This is a genomic window from Homoserinimonas flava, from assembly GCF_054969005.1.
Genome location: NZ_JBUEQS010000001.1, coordinates 200,582 through 224,506, shown reverse-complemented (window position 1 = coordinate 224,506; position 23,925 = coordinate 200,582). Strand labels below are relative to the sequence as shown.

The following is a 23,925-nucleotide window of genomic DNA, read 5'->3' as shown; positions in this document are numbered from 1 at the left end:
ATTGGAATCATGAGAGTACTCATCACCGGAGGCGCAGGTTTCATCGGATCAAACCTTGCCAAGCACCTCAACAACGTCCACCCAAGCTGGACCGTGCGCCTGTTGGACGATCTGAGCACCGGCTTCCGCGAGAACCTTGACGGCGTCGACGGCGAGTTCTTGGAGGGGAGCATTCTCGACCTCCCTCTCCTTGACCGCGCGGTTGGGGGCATGGACTCCATCGTTCATCTCGGGGCGATCCCCAGCGTGCCGCGTTCGGTCGCTGCGCCTCGCCCGACCCACGACGCCAATTCCACGGGAACCCTCAATGTTCTCGAAGCAGCTCGCGAGCACGGCGTCGAGCAGGTCGTGGTCGCGTCGTCGAGTTCCGTCTACGGCAGTAATCCCGCCCTCCCGAAGTCTGAGTTCGAGTGGACCCGCCCCATGAGTCCGTATGCCGTGAGCAAGCAGGCGACAGAGGGTTACCCGCTCGCTTACAACTTCTCCTACGGCATGAAGAACCTCGCATTCCGCTTCTTCAATGTGTACGGGCCGGGCCAGGCGGCAGGCCACGCCTATGCAGCGGTGATTCCGCAGTTTCTGGATGCCGCCATGGCAGGGCAACCGCTTCGCGTACAGGGAGATGGTCTTCAGTCTCGGGACTTCACATTCGTGGGAACGGTCTGCTCCGTGATCGCCAGCGCGATCGAGCGTGGCATTCATTCAAACGATCCAGTCAACCTCGCTTTCGGCACCAACACGACACTCCTGGAACTGATCGCAGAGATGGAACGCACGCTCGGATCACCGCTGGACGTCGTACACACGGATCCGCGCATCGGTGATGTACGCTCCTCGCAGGCAGATGGAGTTCGCGTTCGCGAGCTCTTTCCCGAAGTCACTCCTGTCCCCCTGGCGGAAGGACTCGCCCGCACCGCCGCATGGTTCGAGTCCCTGCCAGGCGCGGCGGGAGTATGACACGCGCGAAGACCATCCTTCTGGGAGTCACAGCGGAGGTTTCGCTGACCCTCATGCGCGGATTTCCCGAGTACCTCCGAGATCACGGATGGGACGTACACGTCGTCTGCTCCCCGGGCGCGCAACTCGACGCGCTCGGGACGGTCACTGGTGTGACCACGCACCCCCTGGACATGGCTCGGGAGCCATCGCCACTTCGGGATCTCCGTGCGCTGGCGAAGTGGATTCGTCTTCTCCGTTCAGTGCGACCGGACGTCATCTCGGTGGGAACGCCGAAGGCGGGGCTACTCGGTGGGCTGGCCGCAGCTGCGGTTCGCGTTCCTCACCGCGTATATCTGCTCCGCGGATTACGCTTGGAGACCGCATCCGGAGCGGGGCGAAGAGTTCTCGCGCTTCTCGAGCGGCTCGCCATGTGGTCTGCGCATTCCGTCATAGCTGTCAGCCCCAGCCTTCGACAGCGCGTGATAGATCTGAACCTCGCCCCCTCGAACAAGGTCGTCGTCCTGGGGGCCGGAAGCTCGAACGGCGTCGACCTTGAGGCGTTCTCACCGACTGTCATTACCAAGGCCACCGTCGAGGATCTCCGCCGTGGCACAGGCCTGGCGCCGGACGTGCCTGTGATTGGATTCGTGGGCCGGCTCACCGTCGACAAGGGGCTCACCGTACTTGCCGAGGCCAGATCAGAACTCTGCAGAAGGGGCGTGGACCACCAGCTTCTTGTCGTGGGAGGGGTGGACGGCGGTCGACAGCAGGACGTCGTGGAGAAACTGATGGCGGTCGGACGGCCCGCGATCCTCGTGGGGCATGTTCCTGATCCTCGCCCGTACTTCCATCTGATGGATGTGCACTGCCTGCCAACGTTCCGCGAGGGATTTCCCAACGTCATACTTGAGGCATCCGCATCGGAGCTACCCAGCGTGACAACCGACGCGACGGGCGCAGTGGACTCTGTGATCGACGGCGAGACAGGCATCGTGGTGCCCGCTGGCGAAAGCAATGCGCTGGCTGACGCGCTGCAGAAACTACTGGAGTCGAGCGAATTGTGTTCGCGCTTCGGGCTCGCTGCGCGCGAGCATGCAGCACGGAACTTCAACCGACCGGAAGTGTGGCACGCAACGGAACACTTCTATTCTCAACTCCTCGCCTGAGGTGTCGAAACCGCGACAGCTCCCGCCAGCGACCAGCACCCCTCCATCGGCGAACACTCAACACGAGCGTGGTAGCGTAACGGGTCGCCTGAGAGGGCCCCAGCATGACCGGACAAGGTGTGAAATGAGCCACCCGCACAAGACCAGCCCCACGGTGACTGCCCTGACCGTCTGGTTGGTACTGGCGATCGGATACATATCCCTGATCCCCGTATCTAATAACTTCCTGCTCTACCCGTTGATCGGTAGTCTCGCCGCCATCGCAGGATACGGTGTGTGGAAAGAGCGACCGCTCATCGATCGGGCGCTCGCCGCACCGGCGGCCGTCTGGCTCATCTACGTGCTCTTCGGCGTTGTCGTCGCGGTCGTTCGCGACGCCGAGTCGTGGGCCCGAACCCTGGTGTTCCTGCTCTTCTTGCCGGTCGTCTACTTCGTCATCGTCGTCGGGTTCAAGCGTTTCGTCATAAAGATTCTGTTTTCTGTCGGCGCGGCGGTAACAATCCTCATCGCAGCGATCTTCATCTTCGGCGCTCTCGTCGAACTTGATGTACTGCCGTTGTCGGGCATACCCAGGTGGCTCTCGGCGCCCATCTTCCTCAGGTATGTGGTGGACGACACAGGTGCCATAGCACTGTCGTCTCACAGCCTTCCTCCCGTGCTCTGGTGGGGCGCGATGTGGGTCGCATCCCTCGCATGCGGGCGTCATAACGCGTACCTGCCGCCGATGTGGGTGCGGATGTTGGCCGCCTCGCTAGCAATATCAGCATCCATAATCTCCTGGCGCCGGGCAATCCTGCTCGTGCTCGTGCTGAGTCCGCTCATCGCCTTTGCCGTGTGGCTCATCCTCCGCATCAAGAACCGTCCGACCGCCCCCCGGAGCACGTCCATCCCCATCGCCGCTGTCAGAATGGCCGCCGCGTTTGCCATCGCAGGAGTCATCTCTCTCGGGGTCCAGCCGCAGACCGCTTCTATGGCAGGGAGCCTCCTCCAATCAGTCGGGACCATATTCGGCCAGTCCCCAACCCTCTCCAATGAGGATGTCACGGACGTGGACACAATCGCAGAGGACGACTCGCTCGCCGACAGGATCCGCCAGAACGAACTCAGAAGCCTCACCACCGTGGACTCCACCGCAGACCTCGTGGCAGGGCGAGGGTTCGGAGCGTCCATCGATCGCGGTGCCTTCGAGCGGGATATGAAGCCATGGCAGACAGAACTTCAGTACCACGCGATGTACTACTGGACCGGACTGATCGGACTGGGATTCCTCACTGCTACCACCGTCCTTGGAATCCGTGCGCTTCGGAAGGCCTACCGACAGGACGTCTCGCTCCGCGGGGTGCTGCTCATCGCATCAGCAGGCGCAGTCGCAACCCTCATCGGGAACGCCACGAACCCGTACATTCAAGCACCAGGCCACATGTGGCCGGTCTTTCTGCCGTTCATGATTGCGACCGTGATGCTGGCATCCCGGCCCTCGCCGACGGACCCAGTGCCACACTCGATCGAAGCGCCCTGACATGCGCGTCTGCCATGTGATCCCGACTCTTGGCACCGGTGGGGCCGAGAGCCTCGTCGTAAATCTCTCACACGCCCTCGGTGCCGAAGGCGCGCAGTCAGACATCGTGACATTCGCTGGCTCCCCCGGCGTGCCCCGAGAGAGGGCTCATTCCCTTGGCATCCGCGTGACTGAATTGGGTGACTCAGCGCGCGACCCGCGCGCCATCTCGCGCCTCCGCGCCGCGACGCGCGGCTATGACGTGGTCCATGCTCACCTCTTCCCCAGTCTCTACTACGTGGCAGCCGCCAACCTTGCCCAGCCACTGGTCTACACGGAGCACAGCACGCATAATCGCCGCCGAGGCAGCCGTGCCTTCAGACCACTCGAGAAGTGGGCATACAGGCGGTATACCAGACTCATCGGAATCAGCGGGGGTGTAACGGAGAGCTTGCGCACTTATCTGGCCGATCTCCGAGTCACCGTCGACGTGGAGACGGTCCTCAACGGGATAGGAAGCGAGTTCTTTCGCCCACCAGTGGCGATGCTGCCTCGAGGAGATAGTCCACTTCGTCTGATTGCCATCGGTTCCCTTGATGAGAGAAAGAACTTCAGCGAGGCGATAGCGGCAGTTGCCGCAACCGATGGCGTTGAGCTCACCATCGTCGGAGACGGGCCGGAACGGGAGTCACTCGGTCAGCAGGTGACTGCCGCAGGCCTGCACTCGCGCGTGCAACTGTTAGGCAGGCGCTCCGACGTCGTGGACCTGCTCGACACTCACCATGTGCTCCTCAGTACGTCCAGATACGAAGGTTTCGGCCTGGTCGCGGCTGAAGCCATGGCGCGAGGGTGCCCCGTCATCGGCCCGGATGTGGAAGGACTGAACGAGGTCGTGCGACACGACGAGACTGGTCTGCTGTATCCCCGTGATGGCGACGCCGCCCAGAATGCGTCAGCTGCGATTGCGCGACTTCGGGACTCGGAAGCTGACTACGAGTCGTTCGCAGGTCGCGCCATCTCTGTGGGTGCAGAGTACTCGATCTCCCGTTCGGCGACCGCACACCTCGCTCTTTATCAGGACCTCATGGGGGCCTGAGCACCGCGTGGCGGCCGAAGCACCAAGACCATCCACATGGCACCGGCTATCACGATGCTCGCCGTTAATCCCCAGATGGCGCCAGGGAGCCCCGTCAGGATGGCACCGACGATCGGAAGTACCGTTCCCAGCAGTGCATGGACCGTTCTCCCCACAATGAGCGGCCTGCCGCGCAGATGGGCGCGCGCGACGATGGAGAGATAGTGTCCGACGAAGTTTGCGGCAACGAACACGCCTGTCGGAAGCGCAAACGGCACGAGAGCTGACAGCGCCCCCAGGTTTAGGTCCACGGCACCGATTAGGAGCAGCGCAAGATAGGCGAGCACGCCGAAGGCCACGCTGCCGGCCAGCATGATCGCGATCTGTCGCCGCTCACGGTGCCAGGCCAATGATTTGCCTGCGAGCTGCGGCGCCAGCGGCGTGAGCATCAATCGGACTGGCGCCGCGACATTGGATACAGCACGATAGATGCCGAAGTTGCTCAAGCCAAGCATGGGGGCGAGCACGTATGGCGTGCCGACCGAGCTGACGTTCGACAGTAGGGAGTCGCTCAGAAGCACGCGCGTGTGCGTCCAATGTCGCTGCAGCCAGTGAGAGACCGACGACGGGACCATGAGCCGTGGAGCGGGAGTGAACAGTGTGGATGCAATGGCAGCCGCCGCCCAGACCGTGGTGATCATGAAAAGATCCCTGCCCCCTGCGGCAAACCACGCCAGCCACAGGACGATTGCAACGGTGAAACCTGCCGCGTCACCCACGAGCACGCCGCGCGCACCCACTCGAACTGCGTGGTACCTCGCAGACCCCCTATAGCTCGCAGCAGCAACGGCAATCGCGCCCACACCCGCGACGCTCCGAAGTGGCTCTATCGCCAGGGAGACGACAAAGGTGACCACTCCGGCCGCGATCGCGAGATAGAGGGACACGGAAGAATACTCACGCCAACTGGAGCGTTCGGCGCCGCTCAGATCCACGCGAATCCACGCTTCGCTAATGAGCGACAGTGCGAGGGACGAAGCGAGTGCGAAAAGCAGGTACTGGATGGAGAATGCGCCGAACTGGGCGGGGGCGAGGGTTACCAGCGCAATGACCTGGATCGCCAAGACGTGAGCGGCGTTCGCCAGACTAGGCAGCATCGTCTTCACGTCAAGGCTCCCGGGAGCCTCGCGCGGGCGACTCAGAGTCGCTCAATATGCGAACCTGTCAGCCTGTTCTTGGTATCGAGGACATCGACCGCAGTCTGCTCGATGAGCCTGAGGTCCATGTCGTCGTGATCGGTGATGAGCACGACGGCGTCCGCGTTCTCCAACGTCTCGGTTGAAAGGTCTGCCCGGCTGACTCCCGTCGGCCAGCGAGCATCTTCGATATGAGCATCCACACCGACGACGACCGCTCCATACTCCCGCAAGATTTCAATTATTCGGAGTGACGGCGATTCGCGGATATCTCCCGTGTTCTTCTTGTAAGCGAGTCCCACAAGGACCACGCGCGACCCATTAATCGCCTTGCCTCGCTTGTTGAGAACAAGCATAAGTCGCTGCACGACATAGTCAGGCATGTGGTCGTTGACGTCATTCGCAAGTTCGACGAATCGGAAGTTCTGACCGAGCTTGCGGCGCACCTGCCAAGAGAGGTAGCTGGGGTCCACGGGAAGGCAGTGGCCCCCCACACCGGGACCCGGAGTGAATTTCATGAAGCCGAAAGGTTTCGTGCTGGCGGCCTCGATCGATTCCCAGACATTGACGCCAAGCTGGTGGGCGAAGATCGCGAGTTCGTTCACGAGCGCGATATTCACATGACGGAAGGTATTCTCCAGCAGCTTCGTGAGCTCTGCTTCCTTGGGAGAGCTGACAGGCACCGTGGTGTCCACGAGTGCATCATAGAAACTTCGCACTGCCTCAAGCGAGTCCGCGTCGATGCCCGAAACCACTTTCGGGGTCTCCACAAAACCCCATGTCTCATTGCCCGGGTCAATACGTTCTGGACTGTACCCGACGTGAAAATCTGCCCCAGCCTGAAGGCCCGACCCTTCTTCGAGGATGGGCACGAGGAGTTCCTCCGTGGTTCCGGGGTAGGTGGTGGATTCAAGGACGACTGTGGCGCCCTTGCGCAGGTGCGGTGCGAGCGAGCGGGCCGAGTCCTCGATGAATGTAAGGTCCGGGAGACTCTCGCGGAGCGGTGTAGGAACTGTGATGACTGCGACGTCGAAGCCGGCGGCGCTGTCGTACTCTGTCGTCGCGTTATAGCGCCCCGATGCCAGCGCATCCTGTAGGCGCTCGTCAGCAACGTCTCCGACGTACGAGGTTCCCGCCGTCAGACTGGCCACCCGCGGCTCGTCCAGGTCGATTCCCACCACGTGAAAGCCTTGTTCGACGGCGCGCATCGCAACGGGAAGTCCAACATATCCTTGACCGATCACGACAACTCTGCCGTCAGCTCGCAAATGCATACTCTTGCTCATCCTCAGTTCGATTGGTGGAGTCGCTCGATCAAATAGCGCGATGTTCCGTGAACATCTAAAGCTTAGTCAGCGGTGCAGACTCGCAAAAACACGGTCAATCCCTGACCGGCACTGCACCGGGGCTGACAGGGCGACGCCCCAGGAGATCTAAGCGGGAGATAGGACGGGTTGAATGCTCAGTCAAGTATCTCGCGCTGACAAACAGGACAAGGGCGAAGACGAACCAGCCCTGGGGCTTGGTCTCACTTGTGGAAGTCAGTCCGTTGGCGTTCAGTACCACCATCGCCAAGATTACCCAGATACCGACCGGACCCAGTCCACCGCGCAACAGCGAGAGCCCCGCTCGATAGGCGAAGACATACAGCGTCAGGGCAAGAACCAGGCCGATGACACCGACGCCAGACCACCAACTCAGGATTTCGTTGTGGGCATGAATCATCTGCAGCCCGCCCAACTGCTCGGCGACTGCAACGCTCTGTGCAGAGCCACCTGGCCACTCCCTTAGGAATCCGAATCCCACTAGAGGGCTCTCCTTGACCAGGTCCCACACCGCGCTCCAGACCGGGGTGCGTCCGTTCAATGTCGCGTCCTTGCCTAGGAAGTTCAGCACCGCCGACCAGTTCACTGCCGCCGCGGTGACAGCCACCAGAGCGAGGGCCCCGAACAGGAGGGCGAACCAGGCAGACTTTCTCACCAAGATGATCAGTATCCAGAGACCAATCGCCGCGGCTGCGGAGATGAGGCTGGTGCGTGACTGACTCGCAACGATCGCCCCAACGAACACCCCCACGAAAATCCACCTGATAATGCTTCCCCGTACACCGGTCAGCGGCAGAAGCGCGGTCGCGGGGATGCACAGTAGCATCGTGAACCCGAGCTGGTTTCGGTTGGAGTACACGCCTTCCAGGGCCTTTGAGCTCCACTGCAGGGCATGCAGAGGATCGACGAGCCAAAAGACCACCGATGCCAGGAGTATGAGCACGCCAGCTCCCACAATCCCGACGCCGATGTCCCGTGGGGAGCCATGGCGAACGAGCAGCCACGCCGCAATTGCGAGCGCTACATGGGCCAGGGAATCCCTAAGCGTGAAGACTGAGGCAGAACTCCACAGGGTGGATGCGACCATCAGCAGCAGCAGTGCAGCAAGCGCTGTCGGCACCGGAACCGATCGCGATGCAGACATTCGTCTCATCGCTACCAGCGCGGCGAGCACCAGAAGACCGAATGACGCCTCCAGCCCGGAGTACATCGTGGCCACGGCTGACAGGGGCGTCAACACAACGAGCCCCAATGCCGCGACTGCGGTCACCAGCCAGTCATGGTTGGCCCACCGCCCGTGGCTGAACCCTGTCGAAGACGAGTGCTCGCGAGGGCCGGGGGGAGAGGACATCAGAGGAAGCATACGCGAAGCCGGATTGGTCAGGTGCGCCAGCGGGAAGCGATGCGGAGTGGAGCTGTCAACAGCCGTCCCACACGCCATGTTGTCGAAGCATGGGCGGCGGTACGGATCGCGTTCATGTCGCTGAGGAAGCTCTCCACGAACTGCGGCAGTTCGAGCCATTCCCTGGTGACGTGAGGCAGTCGGGCCATCCGTTGCGGCCCTTTAGAGCTGACCTCCTCGAAGCGCTTGACGATCTCGCTCATCGGGTAGGCGTTGGCCAGGTGCTCGTCCACGGAGGCCCTCGCCGCCGTCCCCCGGCGTGCAACCTCAGCCGGATTGCGTGCGGCCTCCCGCAGTGCGCCGGCCAGGTCGCCGATGTCGTCGGGGTTGAAGAGCCAGCCGGTCTCCCCCTCCATGACAAGTTCAGGGTTCGCGCCCGACCGTGCGGCTATGACTGGGGTGCCCAGCGCGAGATACTCCACCGTCACTCGCCCGAATGCTTCGGCTGTTGAGGCCATGACTGCGACATCGGCCGCGGCACCGTAGGCAAACGGATTGCGAGTCTCGTCAACGAGCGTGACCAGGTCTGCGATATCAAGCATGTCGATGAGCCCGTGGATTTCCGCAGCGTCGTCCGCGTCTGCGCGCCCCACGAGCGTCGCAGTGACACGGAGTCCCTCCGTCTTCAGCTGGGCGATTGCGCGCAGCAACCGCCACTGGCCCTTCGTCTCGTACAGGCGGCCGACCATCACCGTGTTGAGCTCGCCGTCAGTCCTGACGGGCGACGTAGGAGTTTGCTCCGCCAGTTCTCGTGCTCTGACGAGATCCATGGCTGGATAGGCGATCGCCAACTTACCTGGGCTTACCCACTGTGCGATGTGGTCACGCACCGTCTCTGAGTTGGCGACAACGACATCCGACAAAAGATCGATGTCCTCGAATGTCTCGGCTCGCCCGATCCTGAATCCCAGGCCGTGGTCGAGGTCGCCGAACTCATGCACCATCCACGCGTGCGGAACACCCTCGAGCCGGGCAGCGATCGCCGCCCATGGCGACACGATCGTGTTTGTCACCACCAAATCAGGCTGGAACTCTCGCATCCACTGCGCCATCTGGCTAACTGCGTGTGAGTCCATGCGTGCGGTCATGATGACGTCTATCGGGCGTTCTCTCACGAGTGGCAGCACCCACGAGTCGAAATCGATTGCGCGATGCTCCAACCCGCGACTCTCGAACTCTGGCTGCATCAAACCCTCAGGAGTGCGGGCGACAACCAAGAACTCCACATCGGGGCGGAGTGCGCGCCAATGGTCGATGATCTGCAAGAGCGTCAGTTCGGCGCCACCGAAATTGTTCACTGCGGAGCTATGCGAGACGAGCATTACCTTCACGAGCGCGCCCCGTTTCCTGGCAGTAGCGAGGCGAGCTTGCGCGGGAGTGAGAGCGCGATATCGCCGACCTTCCAGGTCCGAGAGGTGCGGGGATCCACCATGGAGCCGGATGTCGTGAGCAACTCGACGACTGTGGCGGGCAGGGTCATCCATGACCTGTAGATGTTGGGAAGCTTCTCCAACGGCTGTGACCCATCCGCGGCCGTCTCCCTGAGAAGAGGGACCAACCGCTCCAACGTGTGCCTCCCGACAATGTCGTTTCGCAGTGCCTGTTCCGCGGCGACTCCGTGTGCCGTCGCCAAGTTCCTGTCTGCCGCATACGTTCGTATCGCTTCCGTGAGCGACAGAACGTCTCCGGGAGCAAAGAGCAACCCGCTGACTCCGTCCTCCACGAGCTCGACCGTGGCACCCGTTGCGGCGCCGATTACCGGCCGGGCACCTGCCATGTACTCGACCGTTACACGTCCGAAACCCTCGCTGTCGGATGCCACGACTCCTGCATGTGCCGACGCTATGTAAGCCCCAGGGTCGGGCCTCTCCCCCGTGAGCGCGACACGATCACGCACCCCTAGCTGGTCGATCAGACTTTCGATGTGCCGGAGATCCGTGGGAGCGGCAGAGCCGACCAGGGCCAGCTCGACGCGAACGCCGTCAGCTTTGAGTGCTGCAACTGCGCGCACCACCCGTGCCTGCCCCTTCGACTCGGCTATCCGACCCACGCAGACAAGGCGCAAGGCATCCACCTCGTCGTCAGCGATGAACGGCCAAATTCCCGAGCGTGCCGGCGTCGCTGGAACCTCCAGCCGCGGGTAGAGCACGCTGATCTTGTCCGGACTGATCCACGTCGAGAGGTAATCGCGGAGTGCCTCTGAGTTGGTCACGACCCGATCTGAGAGTATTCCGATGTCCTCGAAGACGTGCTCCTTGGGAATCTGGAACTCGTGCCCGTCGCCGAACTCCCGCGCAAACCAGACGTGAGGTACGCCTGCCAGTTTCGCCGCGATGGCCGCCCAGGGCGCCACGATCGTGTTTGTCAACACGAGATCGGCGTTGAACTCCACAATGAAGCGCTCTATGGCTCGTACTGCCACGAAGTCATCGCGCGCAGAACTGTAGATCTCATCGGGACGCGTGGCCCGTCTGTGGCGCACCAAGGAGTGGAACGTCAGGTTCATCCACGGAATACCGCGCCGATCCAGTTCGGGTTGGAGGTGCCCTTCGGGAGCACGCGAGATCACGAACAGCTCGAGCCCGGGTGCACTCTCTCCCCACGCATCGAGAAAGTTGACGAGGGATCGTTCGGCGCCGCCGAGGTTGTCCACTGCGGAGCTGTGCGAAAAAACGAGGACTCTCACCCCCTAAGACTAGACAGAACAACGCCTCACCGGCACCGCCGCCGGTAGGCTCGTGAGCACCGTCGACCGTAAGGAAACTACGCCGCGTGAGCGACACCCGCCCCTCCTCTTCATCACACCGCGTCACTGTCGTCGTGCCCATCTACGGGCACTGGCCATCGCTGAAGGACTGCGTGCAGTCCCTGATCGACCACGCCGATCCCGCCGTCTTCGACATTTTGATCGTGAACGACTGCGGCCCAGAGGCCGACGCTCTTGAAGCCGGCATTCGCGGCCTGATCTTCAACCGCCCGAACTTTCGATACGAGCGGAACCCCGAGAATCTCGGGTTCGTAAAGACCTGCAACCGCGCCGCACTTGAGCTGGATACGAGCGGTAACCACATCCTGCTGCTCAATAGCGACACCAAAGTCACCGCTGGCGCGCTCGAGGAGCTTCGGGATGTGCTGCTCTCGTCGCCCGAGCATGGCGTAGCGTGCCCGCGCAGCAACGACGCAACGATCGCGTCGATCCCCTTCCACCGCAGGGACCACGCCGAGCGAGACGCCAATCGAGCGTTCGAGGTGTTTACCGCGATCAGCAGCGAACTGCCGAGGTTCTATATCGCTCCCGTCGCCGTTGGCTTCTGCTTTCTCATCCGACGGTCGCTAATCGATCGCTTCGGATTGTTTGATGAAGTATTCGGCAAGGGATACAACGAAGAGAACGACTTTTGCTTGAGGATCAACGCCGAGGGCTACTCATCGATCATTGCCAATCATGCCTTCGTGTTTCACGTCGGAAGCACGAGCTTCGGCAGTGAGCAGCGCGCGAGTCTCGAAGCAACGAACGCTGCCATTCTTCACCAGCGGTACCCGTTCTACCCCAGCAGCGTCGTCACGTTCATTCAGAATGACTACGCAGCGCTCGACCGGTTCGCCGATCTAATCGTGCAGCGCTCCCCTGAGTTGCCGAAGAAGATTCTCATCGACCTCAGCGACGGCAACGAGGAGGCGGTGACCCCGATACTCCAGGCGCTCACCGAGCATCCGGAGGCGAGCCAGCCCTCCGAAATTACGCTCCTCGGCACGCCTCCCGGGCAGGAAGACGAGCTTCGCAAGCTCGGGCATCGAACCCTCGAGCGTTCCGAGATCAGCGAGCTGTTCGATCTAGGCGTAGCGATCGGTCCTATAACAGCTCCAGAAGCCCTCCTCACGCTCAATAGGTACTGTCTCCGATGGGCGATCGCCGAGCACCAACCGACCCCGACACCCTATTGGTCGCGACGAAGCGCCGAGCCGGGCCAGGATTACATCACCCGGCTCGCACTGGAGCACACGGGGCGAACCGTGTCTGCGCAGTCGAGTTCGACATTCTGGGACGCAGTCAGCGAGTCGGTTGATGCACTCGTTGATGCCGCGGCACTGGACATCCGAGACCGAGCCGTCCGCGATGTGGCCCTGCTCTGGGAAGAAGAGCACAGAAGCCACATTGCAGCGGCTACGCAACTCCGAAGCATCGGCACGAGTGCCGCCTACCGGCTCGCGCGCGGGCTGAGCGCGATCACATTGCCCGTGCGGGACATAATTCGCCGAAACTCTCGCGGCTAGGGCATGGATGCGGCTGCGGGCACCGCAGTCGGCACCTTGAACACGGAGCCTTCATAAGTCCAGATGTTGCTCGGATACTGTGTGCGCACCTTTTCGGCCTCAGCAGCGTCCGCAGTGTAGAAGTGGTGAAGGTACGTCGGGCTCCAGAAGCGCGCCATGACTCGCAGGCCCGGTTCTGTCGCAGAAGACGGGTAGACGTAGAAGGCGACATTCTCGTACCGCCACACTGAGTCGTCATACTGCGCGATTACCTTGTCTCGTTCAGCCGCACTCGTCGTGTAGAAGTGCCCGTTATATGTAGCGCTCCAGAAGCGATACACGGGCACCGTCCCTGCGACTTGAGACCCGAATGCGCCGAAAGAGACGGCTTCGTAGCGCCATACATGATCTGGATACTGCGTGATGAGCTTGTTACGTTCGGCGACGCTTCGAGTGTAGAAGTGGCCGTTATAGGTGTCACTCCAGAAGCGGTAGACCGCACCCAAGTCGGTCGCCGCAGGCTCGACAACAGGGGTGACCGCCACAGTAACGGTGCGACATCCGAGCGAAGTGTTTTGCCCGGCGCCGTCGTTGATGGCATACACGCAAATTGATTGTCGACCGCTTCCAACAGCAATAGTGCTGTCGAAGCCATAGTTTCCGGTCTGACTCGGGTATGTGCGGTTGATATCGCCTCGAGCAACATTAGCGAGAACAGACGTCGAGAACGCGCCGTTCACGTATATGTGGAGTCGGATTGAATCCTGTGTGTTCGCGTCAAAGGCCCATCCAGCGATGCGAACTCGCTGCGGCGCCGGAGAACTCACACTCTCAAGGTTTCCGACAGGGTTGATCGGCCCGGTCGGACTCCCAAACCATTCCGTGTAGAAGTTTGCGAAGTTTCGGTTGCCGTAGGCACCACATCCGCCGGCGGCCGCGCCCGGGTACGCTGCGAGGGCCGCAGCATTCGGCTGGTATGGGGTGTAGTTGTAGAGCGCGGCGGTTGCCCAGTTCACAATGTTGACGTTGGAGCCCCCGCACGACGCTGTGGGGCTGTACTGGATGAAACGCACACCCGGCTGATAGTTGAAGCCATTCTCTGCGCGCTGATAGAACTTGAACTGCAGGGAGGCCATGTAGACCTGATTCCCGAAGCCGTAGTAGAGCTCGTTGCACGGCGCCGTGTCGGGGCATCCGTAGCCCATCGCCACAAGAAAGTCGTTGGGTATGGCCTGCGCGGTCGTCTTGGTGATGAGCGTGCGCTCCTTCTGCAGCGTGACGAGTATCACCTTTGCAGAGACACCGCACGCCACCTGCGCCCGGTAGATGATCGTCGAAGCGAGCAGCGAGCTCCCACCCTGAAAGGCGTTGCAATACGTGTGACCTGGGATGTCCGTTGATGGCCGTGCCGCACGATCGGCGACGCTGGAGCGGTATGTTGCGAGCACGCTTCCCTGCGACACGAGGAAGGCCTGAATCTCCGCCTCCGTCATCGCAGCGCCGTTGTAGAAGTTCGCGTCGCTGATGATGTATCCGGGGTCAAAAGGCACACTCGCCGCTTCGGCAGGTTCCGCAGCACCCCCGACAACCAGACCCGTTGCGACAATGCCGATCGCGACCGACGCTGCGATCAGACGAACACGAAGACGATTCAAAACACGACGCACACCAACACACCCCAACCGTGCCCACCCAGAGCACTCAAGTCAGAGTAACTGAGGGCCTCACCGATGTCGCGGAAGGCAAAGCAGAATCTTCGTGGTCAATCCTCAGCTGCGGCAAGCAACCCAAGCAGATACGTGCCATACCCGCTCTTCACGAGCGGCGTGGCGAGGGCCCTCAACTGCGAGCCGTCGATCCATCCCGCACGCCAGGCGATCTCTTCGATGCATCCGATTTTGAAGCCCTGGCGGTCCTCAATGACCCGAACGTATTCGGAGGCCTGCATCATTGATTCGAACGTTCCGGTGTCGAGCCAGGCGGTGCCGCGGTCGAGCACCTGCACCTGCAGCGTTCCGGCCTCGAGGTAGCGCTCGTTGACGGTCGAGATCTCGAGCTCGCCCCGCTCACTCGGCTCGATCGACTTCGCGATTTCGATGACGTCGTTGTCATAAAAGTAGAGCCCGGGCACCGCGTAGTTGCTCTTGGGCTTCGTTGGCTTTTCCTCGATCGAGACGGCCCGCATCTCGTCATCGAACTCGACCACACCATACGAGGTGGGGTTCGACACGTGATACGCGAAGATGAGCCCGCCGTCGACCTCACCGTGCGTGCGCAGCGATGAGCCGAGACCGGCGCCGTGAAAGATGTTGTCGCCGAGCACGAGCGCGACGCTCTCGTCGCCGATGAACTCCTCGCCGATGATGAACGCCTGCGCGAGCCCATCAGGCGACGGCTGCACCGCATACTCCAGACGGATGCCAAGGTCGCTCCCATCCCCCAGCAACGCCTTGAACTGCGCGTTGTATTCGGGGGTGGTGATGATGAGGATCTCGTTGATGCCCGCCATCATGAGCGTCGAGAGCGGGTAGTAGATCATCGGCTTGTCGAAGATCGGCATGAGCTGCTTCGAGATGCCCTTGGTGATGGGCCACAGCCGTGTGCCAGAGCCGCCGGCGAGAATGATTCCGCGCATCAGTTGTCCTTGGTGTTGAGCGAGTCGTAGAAGCGACGGATGTCATCAAACCGGGGCAGCAAACCCTGCTCGGCCGCCTCGGCAAGAGTAGGGGCATCCGTGTCTTTGGGAGAGAGCAACGGCTCCCCCGCCTCGGGCGGGAACACGAGGGCGACCTGCTCGTCGAGCGGGTTGATGCCGTGCTCTTTGGTGGGGTTGAACACGTCGCTGACGAGATAGCTCACGGTCGCGTCATCCGTCAGCGAGACGAAGCAGTGGCCGAGACCTTCTGCAATGTAGATCGCGCGGCGGTCCTTGTCGTCGAGCAGCACCGAATCCCACTGGCCGAACGTCGGCGAACCCACGCGGATGTCGATGACATAGTCGAGCACGGCGCCGTGCGTCGCCGTCACGTACTTCGCCTGGCCGCGCGGCACATCGGCGAAATGGATGCCGCGAACAACACCCTTCTTTGACACCGAAGTGTTCGCCTGACGCAGGTCGATGGGGTGCCCGATCGCCTCTTCGAGCCGGTCGAAGCGATACCACTCGAGGAACACCCCGCGGTCGTCGCCGAACTGCTTCGGGGTGATCTCGTAGGAGTCTGGGATCGAGAGTTCGCGAATCTGCACCAGACGATCCTAGCGGGGGCCGTCTGCGCCGCCCTGGCCGCTAGCCGTGGTTGAGGGATGCCTCGTATGCGGCGATCGTCTCGGTGGCCCCGCCGACCGCCTTGAGTTCGCCCTTGTTGAGCCAGGCGGCGTGGTCACACATCGAGCGCACCGACTCCATCGAATGGCTCACCAGGATGACGGTCTTGCCGACCCGCTTGAACTCCGCGAACTTGTCGAAGCACTTCTTCTGGAACTCCGCATCGCCCACCGCGAGTACCTCATCGACGACAAGGATGTCGGGGTTGACGTTGATCGCAATAGAAAAGCCAAGGCGCACATACATGCCGGAGGAGTAGTTCTTGACCGGCTGATCGATGAACTGCTCGACACCCGAGAAGGCGACGATCTCGTCGAACTTGCCCTCAATCTCTTTGCGCGACATGCCGAGAATGGAACCGTTGAGATAGATGTTCTCGCGACCGGAAAGTTCGTGGTGAAAGCCGGAGCCGACCTCGAGCATCGCGGCGAGCTTGCCGTAATGCGTGATCGCGCCCTTGTTAGGGTGGTAGATCTTGGCGAGGCACTTCAGCAGGGTGGATTTGCCGGAGCCGTTGCTGCCGATGAGCCCGAAGGTCGACCCCTGCGGCACATCGAACGTGACATCCTGCAGCGCCCAGAAGTCTTCGTGCACCGACGTGCGCCCCCGCATGATCGCCGCTTTGAGCGTCTGGTTGCGCTCGTGGTACATGCGAAAGCTCTTGCTCACATGGTCCACCCGAACCGCCACGTCACTCACAGTGCCTCCGCCAGGTTCTTCTCATTGCGTCGGAACACCCAGAGGCCGATCACGAGCGCCCCGAGCGCCCACGCGAGACAGATGAGCCACGCCATCGGGTCCGGCCAGCGGTTGTCATAGAGCAGGTTACGGAACAGTTCGAGGAAGTGGACCATGGGGTTGAGATGATAGAGGTCGAGGATCGTCACCGAGGTACCCCAGATTCCACCGACGCCAGCCGAAGCATTCGCCACCATTGTCACCGGGTAGATGACGGGGCTCAGGTACATGCCGAGCTGCAGCACGATCGAAAGGAACCACTGCGTGTCGCGGAAGTACACATTCGCGATCGACAGCATGAGGGCGAGCCCGGCTGCGAACACTGCCAGGAGCACCATCGCGACCAGCACGAGTGGGAGCCACGGCAATACGAAGGCGCCGAGGATGCTGAGCACGACGACGAGCACAACGATCTCGAACAGCCAGTTGTAGGCCGCCGACGCGACCTGAGACAACGGAAGCACGACCCTGCTGAAGGCGACCTTCTGGATGAGACCCGCGTTGGAGACGAGTGACGTGACGCCCGAATTCAGCACGTTGGCGAAGAAGATCCACGGCAGCAGACCGCAGAGCAACCAGATGGCGAAGACATTGAGCCCGCTCGGGTCGCCGGGTGCCAACTCAATTCTGATGATGAACGAGAACACGAACGTGTAGATGAGCATGAGCGCGAGCGGGTTGGCGAGCGACCACAGCTGGCCGAACACCGTGCGCTTGTACTTGCCCTTCACCTCGCGCATCGTGAGGTTGACGAGCAGCTCGCGTGACGCGAGCATCTCCTTTAGATAGTTCATCTTCCCCACCAGACGGCCCGGGCGGCCATCGAACAATCTAGCCTAGAACTAAGATGGGGCGGGTCATGTCCAGCACCCCACGCACCCCCGGCGCGCGCGTCGCCGTTGTCACGGTGAGCTACGGTTCGGGCGATGTGCTGCCGACCTTCCTCGACTCGGTGCCCGCCGCGAGCGCCTCCCCCGTCGAGGTCGTCATCGCCGACAATAAGGCTGGCAGCCCTGCGGATGTCGCGGCGCTCGCCTCCGCGCATGGCGCCAATCACCTGCCCATGTCGGGCAATCTCGGCTACGGCTCAGCGGTGAATGCGGCCGTCGCCTCACTCGGGCCAGAAGTCGAGTGGGTGCTCGTGAGCAACCCCGACCTCGTGATGAGCCCCGGCGCGATCGACACCCTTGTGGCGACGGGCGATGAAGACGAACACATTGGCGCGGTCGGCCCGGCGACCCTCACCGCCGAGGGTGCTCTCTACCCCTCAGCACGAGCGGTTCCCTCGCTTCGCACGGGGGTCGGTCACGCGCTGTTCGCCAATCTCTGGGTTGGCAATCCGTGGACGAAGGCGTATCGCAACCAGACCGTGAGCACGAGTGAGCGCTGCGACGCTGGGTGGCTGTCCGGCTCCTGCCTGTTGGTGCGCCGGACGGCGTGGGACCTGGTCGGCGGCTTCGACCCCCAGTTCTTCATGTATTTCGAAGACGTCGACCTCGGCTATCGGCTCGGTCGACACGGCTACCGCAACGTGTACGAGCCCGCTGCCGTCGTGACCCACACGGGTGCGCACTCCACGACATCCGACTCCTCCGCCATGATCCAGGCGCATCACGACAGCGCGAGACGGTTCCTCGACAAGAAGTACTCCGGCCCGCTGCTCTGGCCTATTCGGCTGAGCCTGCGTGCCGGGCTGTCGCTCCGCTCCAACATGATTCGGCGTCGCGTCCGTCGGGACTAGCGCGAGAACGTCGCCGCGAGCCTTTCTCCCAACTGCGGCGCGAGAGAGCGCGAAAAGGTGCGGCTGATGTGGTTGTCGTCGGCGTAGACCACGACGTCACCAATCACCGGGTGGCATTCGAGCTCGCTGCAGAAGTGCTCCGAGAGGTCGACGACCGCCACGCCAGTTGCCTCCGCTGCGGCAACTGCCTGGTCGTCGGGCAGGGCAGCAGCGCGGGGGATAGCGCACTCCGAGGCATCCGACGCTGTCGACAGACAGAGCGGAATGTTGACCCGCTGCGGGTCTGGAACGTCGCGAATGAGCGCGACCTGCTTGCCCGATGCCTCGACCTCGGTCCACGTTGCCGCGATCGTGCCTGCTGATAGCCGCTGATCCTCTGGCACCAACGGGTCGTGGTAGCGACTTGAGAAGTTCGTGTACACGACGGCATCGATGTCATCGCGCACCAACAACTCCCGCTGCACCTCCGCGCTCCATTCGGCGCACTCCTGCTGTTCCCACGTTGCCCGGCCCGACAGCGCAATGGGCTCGGTCGAGAGCGCGGGACATCCGACCCTCATGTAGGTAACCATCCGCCAGCCGCGATCTTCTGCGATGTCCTGCAGGGCGGGGGCCATCGCCCCCGCGTGCGAATCGCCGACCAGAGCCACAGTGAACTCAGAAGCGTCACGCTCTCCGTATTCGCAAGAGACAAGCGGCCCGTCTGCCTCGGCGACGCACCACTCCGGGTCGAGGTCCGCTGCCGCGAATGTGAGGTCTGCGTCACGTGACTGCTCGGTCGGATCTCCGCAGTCGCCGGCTGGGTTCATCGCACCGGCACCGAAGCACTCTGCCTTGGTGTCCAACTGCTCCTCGACCCAGGCTGCCGTAGCCCGATAGCGCGACTCGTCGATGGCGAGCACCGCGAACGATGATGCCACGATGAGCGCGGGTCCGAGCAGCGCAATCAAGAAGGCGTGCCAAAGACGGATGCCTCGGGCCATCCGCATCGGATCTTCGACCAGGCGCTTGGTCGCCGCCGCGAGCGCGATGCTCGCCACTCCGATCGCAATCTTCACTGGGGTGGTGAGAGCGGTATTGAGGGCGTAGGGGAGAAAGAAGATGAGCGGCCAATGCCAGAGGTAGATCGAATACGACCAGTCGCCAAGCTTCTGCATCGGCGCAAGCGAGAGCAGGTTGTGGGCGGAGCCCCGACCGGACACTCCACCCGCGAGAAGCACTGCGACGGTACCGGCCACAGGGAACAGCGCGATCCAGCCGGGGAACGGCGAGGCGTCGGTGAACTCGAACGCTGACCACACGATCACGGCGAGGCCGATCCAGGTGGCTGCGATGGCGACCGCGGCACCCGCCGGTCTGCGCTGGCGCCACTCGAGCCTGGGCCACAGCACCATCGCGGTCGCCGCCAGCCCGCCGGCCGCGAACTCCCACGTGCGGGTCAGCGTGTTGAAATAGGCCGCCGGCTGCGAATAGCGGGTGAGGAGGATCGAATACGCGAGGCTCGCGATGAAGACGAGGGTCAGCACGGCAAAGATCGTTGCCGTGCGCCGACGGCCGGTGACATCGACCCCGCGTCGACGGGCAACCAGACCGAGGAGCGCCAGCACCCCGACCAGCAGGATCGGCCACACAAAATAGAACTGCTCTTCGATCGAGAGCGACCAGAAGTGTTGCACGGGCGAGTCAACTCCGCCACCGCCCAGGTAGTCGATCGAGCTGGACAGCAGCACCCAGTTAACGACGTAGAGGGCGGCCGCCGAAGTCTCCCGCAAAACCCCGGTCACCAGCGAATCAGGGGCCCAGATGACCGTGGCGATCAGCGTTGCCACAAGGACTACGAGTGCTGCGGGCAGCAGGCGACGAATACGTCGGGCCCAGAACTTCGCTAGCGCGATTGTGCCGGTGCGTTGCACCTCGTCGAGAAGGTGCGAGGTGATGAGAAAGCCAGAGATGACGAAGAAAACATCGACGCCGACGTAGCCGCCGCTCAGACGTGACGGCCACAGGTGGTAGACCACCACCAACGCCACGGCAACCGCACGGAGCCCCTGAACGTCGGTGCGAAACCCGCGCTTGCTCGGGATCGACTGTGACGAGGCGATCGGGTGGGATGCCGGGCGAATCACATCGTTCTGCCCAGGCTGCACGACGACGATCCTAGCGTCCACCTCCACTGCGGACTCTCATCCGGCTACTTCGCCCCGACGATAGAATCTTTGGGACCTGCCAAGGAGGCAAGAAATCCCCATGAACATCCTCGTCACCGGCGGCGCCGGTTTTATCGGCTCGAACTTCGTGCACTACGTACTCCGTGAGACCACCCACTCGGTCACGGTGCTCGACAAGCTCACCTATGCCGGCAATCGCGCCTCCCTCGACGGCCTCCCCGCTGACCGTTTCGAGTTCGTGCACGGCGACATCTGCGACGCCGAACTCGTCGATGAGCTTTTCGCGCGCCACGATGCCGTCGTGCACTACGCCGCCGAGAGCCACAACGACAACTCGCTCGACGACCCGCGCCCCTTTCTCGACACGAACATCATTGGCACCTACACGCTGCTCGAGGCTGCCCGCCGCCACGGCACCCGGTTCCACCACATCTCGACCGATGAGGTCTACGGCGACCTCGAACTCGACGACCCGCACCGCTTCACCGAGCAGACCCCCTACAATCCCTCGAGCCCGTACTCGTCGACGAAGGCCGGCAGCGACCTCCTCGTGCGCGCCTGGGTGCGCTCGTTCGGCGTCAACGCGACGATCTCGAACTGTTCAAACAACTACGGCCCCTACCAGCACGTTGAGAAGTTCATCCCCCGCCAGATCACGAATGTGCTTCGCGGCGAGCGCCCCAAGCTCTACGGCACGGGCGAAAACGTCCGCGACTGGATTCACGCGGACGACCACTCCTCCGCCGTGCTCACGATCCTCGAAGGCGGCCGCATCGGCGACACCTACCTCATCGGTGCCGACGGCGAAAAAAGCAACAAGGAGGTCGTCGAGCTCATCCTGACCCAGCTCGGTCAGGCCTCGGACGCCTACGACCATGTGAACGACCGGCCAGGCCACGACCTGCGCTACGCGATCGATTCCTCCAAGCTTCGCACCGAGCTCGGCTGGGCTCCCAGCTTCTCCGACTTCGAGGCTGGCCTCGCCGCCACCATCGAGTGGTACCGCGACAACGAATCGTGGTGGGCTCCACAAAAAGACACCACCGAGGCGCGCTACAAGGCCCAGGGGCAGTAGCCATGGCGAAGATTCTCATCGCCGGCGCCACCGGCATGCTCGGTCGCGACCTCCAGACGGTGCTCGACGGCAGGGATGTCACGGCGCTCGGCCGGGCCGCGCTCGATGTCACCGACCTTGACGCCGTGGTGGCAGCATCCGCCGGTCACGACGTCATCATCAATGCCTCGGCGTACACGAAGGTCGACGACGCCGAGACCCATGAAGGCGACGCGTATGCCGTGAATGCGACCGGCACGTCGAACCTCGCCACCGCTGCCGCCGAGCACGGCGCGAGGCTCGTCACGGTGTCAACCGACTATGTCTTTGCAGGCGATGCGAGCGAGCCGTATGCGGAGAACGCCCCGATCGACCCGAAGAATGCCTACGGTCGCACGAAGGCCGAGGGTGAGCGCCTCGCGGTCGCCAACAACCCGGATGCGACCCTCATCGTGCGCACGGCGTGGCTCTACGGCCAGAACGGCCCGAACTTTGTGAAGACCATGCTGAAGCTCGCGGCCGACCGTGAGACGCTGAGCGTGGTTGATGATCAGGTCGGCCAGCCCACCTGGACCCTCGATCTCGCCCGCCAGATTGTCGCCCTCATCGATGCTGATGCTCCCGCCGGTGCCTACCACGGCACCAACAGCGGCGAGACGAGCTGGTTCGGTTTCACCCGCGAGATCTTCCGCCTCAGAGGCCTCGACCCTGAGCGCGTGCACCCGACCGACAGTGCCTCCTTCGTGCGTCCGGCACCCCGGCCCGCGTACTCGGTGCTCGGCCATGACGGCTGGGCAAAGGCAGGGTTGGAGCCAATGCGCGACTGGAAGACGGCGCTCGACGACGCCCTGGCGAACGGCGTCGCCACCACACCATGACCACCACCCTCCGCGTTGTGCTCGACCCGGTCACCGCCACGGTGCCCGGAGGCGTTGGGCGATACACCGAGGAGCTCACCCGCAAACTCATCGAACTCGCACCGCCCGAGTGTGCGGTCGCCGGCGTCACCGCAAATGGCCCCGCTGACGACTTCGAGCGACTGGCGACGCTGTTTCCTGGCCTGCAAGAGATCATCCGGATGCCGCTGCCTCGCCGCGAGCTGCAGCTCGCCTGGCGCGCCGGCGTCACACTGCCGGGGCGCACGCTCGACGGCGAAATCCGCAGCGCCAAAGGGATGCTGCATGCCACGAGCGCGATCGCGCCGCTGACGAAACACGACCGCCTCAACGATGTCGGCAATCAGGTGGTCGTCACGGTGCACGATGTTGCGGCCTGGACGCATCCAGAAGCCCTGCCACCGGGCAGGGCAGGGCTCGTGCGCGCCATGGTGAAGCGCGCCCATCGCCATGCCGATGCCGTGATCACCCCCACCCACGCCGTTGCCGACGAGCTCAATGCGATCCACGACTTTGGCGACCGCATCCGGGTCATCGGCGGCGCAGTGAGCACCAAACTCGTCACCCCGGTCGATGCCGACGAGCGTGCGGAGCGGCTTGACCTTCCCGAGCGCTACATCCTCAGCGCCGGCACCCTTGAGCCACGCAAACGGCTCGCCTCGCTCATCGCGTCGCTTGCCCACCCCGACTCCGCCGACCTTCCGCTGCTGATCGCCGGCCCGGAGGGCTGGGGCGGCATCGATGTCACTGCGGTCGCCGCGGAGCACGGTCTCGCACCCGAGCGAGTGCGTGTGCTCGGGTTCTTGCCCGACGCCGACCTCGCCGTCGTGCTCAATCGCGCCACGGTGTTCGCCTACCCGAGCGTCGCCGGTGGTTTCGCGCTGCCCGTCATCGAGGCGTTCAGCTTCGGCGTGCCCGTCGTCCACTCCGACGACCCATCCGTCCTTGAGCTCACGGCAGATGCAGGCATCGCCGTCGAAAGCGCGGACGAGGGCGAATACCCGTCACGGCTCGCTGCAGCGATCGCGCGCGTGGCGAACGACTCCACCCTCGCGGCGCGGCTCGGCACTCTCGGCGAAGATCGGGCGCGCGCCTATACCTGGGAGTCGGCAGCGCACGAGATCTGGCAGCTGCACGCCGAGTTGTAG

20 protein-coding genes are annotated in these 23,925 nt (G+C 62.9%); 9 read left to right on the top strand and 11 right to left on the bottom strand.

Translation table 11 applies throughout. The annotated features are described in order from the left end of the window. Positions 1-9: 9 nt before the first annotated feature. From ACY48M_RS01045 to ACY48M_RS01030, 4 genes are all read left to right on the top strand, one after another. A complete protein-coding gene (locus ACY48M_RS01045; protein WP_462818387.1) occupies positions 10-957 on the top strand; it encodes an NAD-dependent epimerase/dehydratase family protein in 948 nt (315 codons plus the stop codon). Beyond that, a complete protein-coding gene (locus tag ACY48M_RS01040) occupies positions 954-2,105 on the top strand; it encodes a glycosyltransferase family 4 protein (RefSeq protein ID WP_462818386.1) in 1,152 nt (383 codons plus the stop codon). Before ACY48M_RS01045 ends, ACY48M_RS01040 begins: the two co-directional genes overlap by 4 nt. A 124-nt stretch (positions 2,106-2,229) precedes the next feature. Beyond that, complete coding sequence (locus tag ACY48M_RS01035; protein WP_462818385.1) at positions 2,230-3,624, top strand: hypothetical protein; 1,395 nt, start codon at positions 2,230-2,232, stop codon at positions 3,622-3,624. 1 nt (position 3,625) lies between these two features. Next, positions 3,626-4,699: a glycosyltransferase gene (locus ACY48M_RS01030; protein WP_462818384.1), complete on the top strand. Its 1,074-nt coding sequence runs from the start codon at positions 3,626-3,628 to the stop codon at positions 4,697-4,699. On the opposite strand, the gene ACY48M_RS01025 is transcribed toward ACY48M_RS01030, so the two are convergent. The 5 genes from ACY48M_RS01025 to ACY48M_RS01005 form a co-directional block, all read right to left on the bottom strand. After that, positions 4,678-5,835: an MATE family efflux transporter gene (locus ACY48M_RS01025; protein WP_462818383.1), complete on the bottom strand. Its 1,158-nt coding sequence runs from the start codon at positions 5,833-5,835 to the stop codon at positions 4,678-4,680. The genes ACY48M_RS01030 and ACY48M_RS01025 overlap by 22 nt on opposite strands. Before the next feature lie 41 nt (positions 5,836-5,876). Then, positions 5,877-7,148, bottom strand: coding sequence for a nucleotide sugar dehydrogenase (locus tag ACY48M_RS01020; protein ID WP_462819229.1), 1,272 nt, complete (start codon positions 7,146-7,148; stop codon positions 5,877-5,879). Positions 7,149-7,254: 106 nt separating this feature from the next. After that, entirely contained in the window at positions 7,255-8,469 is a 1,215-nt protein-coding gene (locus tag ACY48M_RS01015) for an O-antigen ligase family protein (RefSeq protein WP_462818382.1), read from the bottom strand. A gap of 110 nt (positions 8,470-8,579) precedes the next feature. After that, entirely contained in the window at positions 8,580-9,899 is a 1,320-nt protein-coding gene (locus ACY48M_RS01010) for a glycosyltransferase family 4 protein (RefSeq protein ID WP_462818381.1), read from the bottom strand. 29 nt (positions 9,900-9,928) lie between these two features. Next, positions 9,929-11,287, bottom strand: a complete 1,359-nt coding sequence (locus ACY48M_RS01005; RefSeq protein ID WP_462818380.1) for a glycosyltransferase — start codon at positions 11,285-11,287, stop codon at positions 9,929-9,931. A gap of 86 nt (positions 11,288-11,373) precedes the next feature. Between ACY48M_RS01005 and ACY48M_RS01000 the strand changes: the two genes are divergently transcribed. Further along, the gene (locus ACY48M_RS01000; RefSeq protein WP_462818379.1) at positions 11,374-12,876 is read left to right on the top strand and encodes a glycosyltransferase family 2 protein; all 1,503 of its coding nucleotides are present in this window, start codon (positions 11,374-11,376) and stop codon (positions 12,874-12,876) included. Here ACY48M_RS01000 and ACY48M_RS00995 read toward each other — a convergent pair. The 5 genes from ACY48M_RS00995 to ACY48M_RS00975 form a co-directional block, all read right to left on the bottom strand. Continuing rightward, positions 12,873-14,510 (bottom strand): hypothetical protein, encoded by a 1,638-nt coding sequence (locus ACY48M_RS00995; protein ID WP_462818378.1) that lies wholly within the window; start codon positions 14,508-14,510, stop codon positions 12,873-12,875. The genes ACY48M_RS01000 and ACY48M_RS00995 overlap by 4 nt on opposite strands. Before the next feature lie 107 nt (positions 14,511-14,617). Beyond that, positions 14,618-15,490, bottom strand: coding sequence for a glucose-1-phosphate thymidylyltransferase RfbA (gene rfbA, locus ACY48M_RS00990; RefSeq protein WP_462818377.1), 873 nt, complete (start codon positions 15,488-15,490; stop codon positions 14,618-14,620). Next, positions 15,490-16,101 (bottom strand): dTDP-4-dehydrorhamnose 3,5-epimerase family protein, encoded by a 612-nt coding sequence (locus tag ACY48M_RS00985; protein ID WP_462818376.1) that lies wholly within the window; start codon positions 16,099-16,101, stop codon positions 15,490-15,492. Before ACY48M_RS00985 ends, rfbA begins: the two co-directional genes overlap by 1 nt. Positions 16,102-16,141: 40 nt before the next feature. Beyond that, on the bottom strand, positions 16,142-16,870 hold the full coding sequence (locus ACY48M_RS00980) for an ABC transporter ATP-binding protein (protein WP_462818375.1): 729 nt from the start codon (positions 16,868-16,870) through the stop codon (positions 16,142-16,144). A 5-nt stretch (positions 16,871-16,875) separates the two neighbouring features. Continuing rightward, positions 16,876-17,712: an ABC transporter permease gene (locus tag ACY48M_RS00975; RefSeq protein WP_462818374.1), complete on the bottom strand. Its 837-nt coding sequence runs from the start codon at positions 17,710-17,712 to the stop codon at positions 16,876-16,878. Positions 17,713-17,777: 65 nt separating this feature from the next. Here ACY48M_RS00975 and ACY48M_RS00970 point away from each other — a divergent pair, with 65 nt between their 5' ends. After that, on the top strand, positions 17,778-18,659 hold the full coding sequence (locus ACY48M_RS00970; protein ID WP_462818373.1) for a glycosyltransferase family 2 protein: 882 nt from the start codon (positions 17,778-17,780) through the stop codon (positions 18,657-18,659). Here ACY48M_RS00970 and ACY48M_RS00965 read toward each other — a convergent pair. Next, complete coding sequence (locus tag ACY48M_RS00965; protein WP_462818372.1) at positions 18,656-20,833, bottom strand: acyltransferase family protein; 2,178 nt, start codon at positions 20,831-20,833, stop codon at positions 18,656-18,658. The two genes, ACY48M_RS00970 and ACY48M_RS00965, sit on opposite strands and share 4 nt — an antisense overlap. 73 nt (positions 20,834-20,906) lie before the next feature. Here ACY48M_RS00965 and rfbB point away from each other — a divergent pair, with 73 nt between their 5' ends. From rfbB to ACY48M_RS00950, 3 genes are read left to right on the top strand one after another with little or no spacing between them, the layout of a single operon-like run. Next, positions 20,907-21,902, top strand: a complete 996-nt coding sequence (gene rfbB, locus ACY48M_RS00960; protein WP_462818371.1) for a dTDP-glucose 4,6-dehydratase — start codon at positions 20,907-20,909, stop codon at positions 21,900-21,902. Positions 21,903-21,904: 2 nt separating this feature from the next. Further along, positions 21,905-22,759 (top strand): dTDP-4-dehydrorhamnose reductase, encoded by an 855-nt coding sequence (rfbD, locus tag ACY48M_RS00955; RefSeq protein ID WP_462818370.1) that lies wholly within the window; start codon positions 21,905-21,907, stop codon positions 22,757-22,759. Then, positions 22,756-23,925: a glycosyltransferase family 4 protein gene (locus tag ACY48M_RS00950; RefSeq protein ID WP_462818369.1), complete on the top strand. Its 1,170-nt coding sequence runs from the start codon at positions 22,756-22,758 to the stop codon at positions 23,923-23,925. The genes rfbD and ACY48M_RS00950 overlap by 4 nt, the downstream gene beginning before the upstream one ends.

Bases quoted from the DNA above. Each gene is read 5' to 3' on its own strand.
- ACY48M_RS01045 (WP_462818387.1), top strand. From the start codon at position 10: ATGAGAGTACTCATCACCGGAGGCGCAGGTTTCATCGGATCAAACCTT.
- ACY48M_RS01040 (WP_462818386.1), top strand. From the start codon at position 954: ATGACACGCGCGAAGACCATCCTTCTGGGAGTCACAGCGGAGGTTTCG.
- ACY48M_RS01035 (WP_462818385.1), top strand. From the start codon at position 2,230: ATGAGCCACCCGCACAAGACCAGCCCCACGGTGACTGCCCTGACCGTC.
- ACY48M_RS01030 (WP_462818384.1), top strand. From the start codon at position 3,626: ATGCGCGTCTGCCATGTGATCCCGACTCTTGGCACCGGTGGGGCCGAG.
- ACY48M_RS01025 (WP_462818383.1), bottom strand. From the start codon at position 5,835: ATGCTGCCTAGTCTGGCGAACGCCGCTCACGTCTTGGCGATCCAGGTC.
- ACY48M_RS01020 (WP_462819229.1), bottom strand. From the start codon at position 7,148: ATGCATTTGCGAGCTGACGGCAGAGTTGTCGTGATCGGTCAAGGATAT.
- rfbA (WP_462818377.1), bottom strand. From the start codon at position 15,490: ATGCGCGGAATCATTCTCGCCGGCGGCTCTGGCACACGGCTGTGGCCC.
- ACY48M_RS00975 (WP_462818374.1), bottom strand. From the start codon at position 17,712: ATGAACTATCTAAAGGAGATGCTCGCGTCACGCGAGCTGCTCGTCAAC.
- ACY48M_RS00970 (WP_462818373.1), top strand. From the start codon at position 17,778: ATGTCCAGCACCCCACGCACCCCCGGCGCGCGCGTCGCCGTTGTCACG.
- rfbB (WP_462818371.1), top strand. From the start codon at position 20,907: ATGAACATCCTCGTCACCGGCGGCGCCGGTTTTATCGGCTCGAACTTC.
- rfbD (WP_462818370.1), top strand. From the start codon at position 21,905: ATGGCGAAGATTCTCATCGCCGGCGCCACCGGCATGCTCGGTCGCGAC.
- ACY48M_RS00950 (WP_462818369.1), top strand. From the start codon at position 22,756: ATGACCACCACCCTCCGCGTTGTGCTCGACCCGGTCACCGCCACGGTG.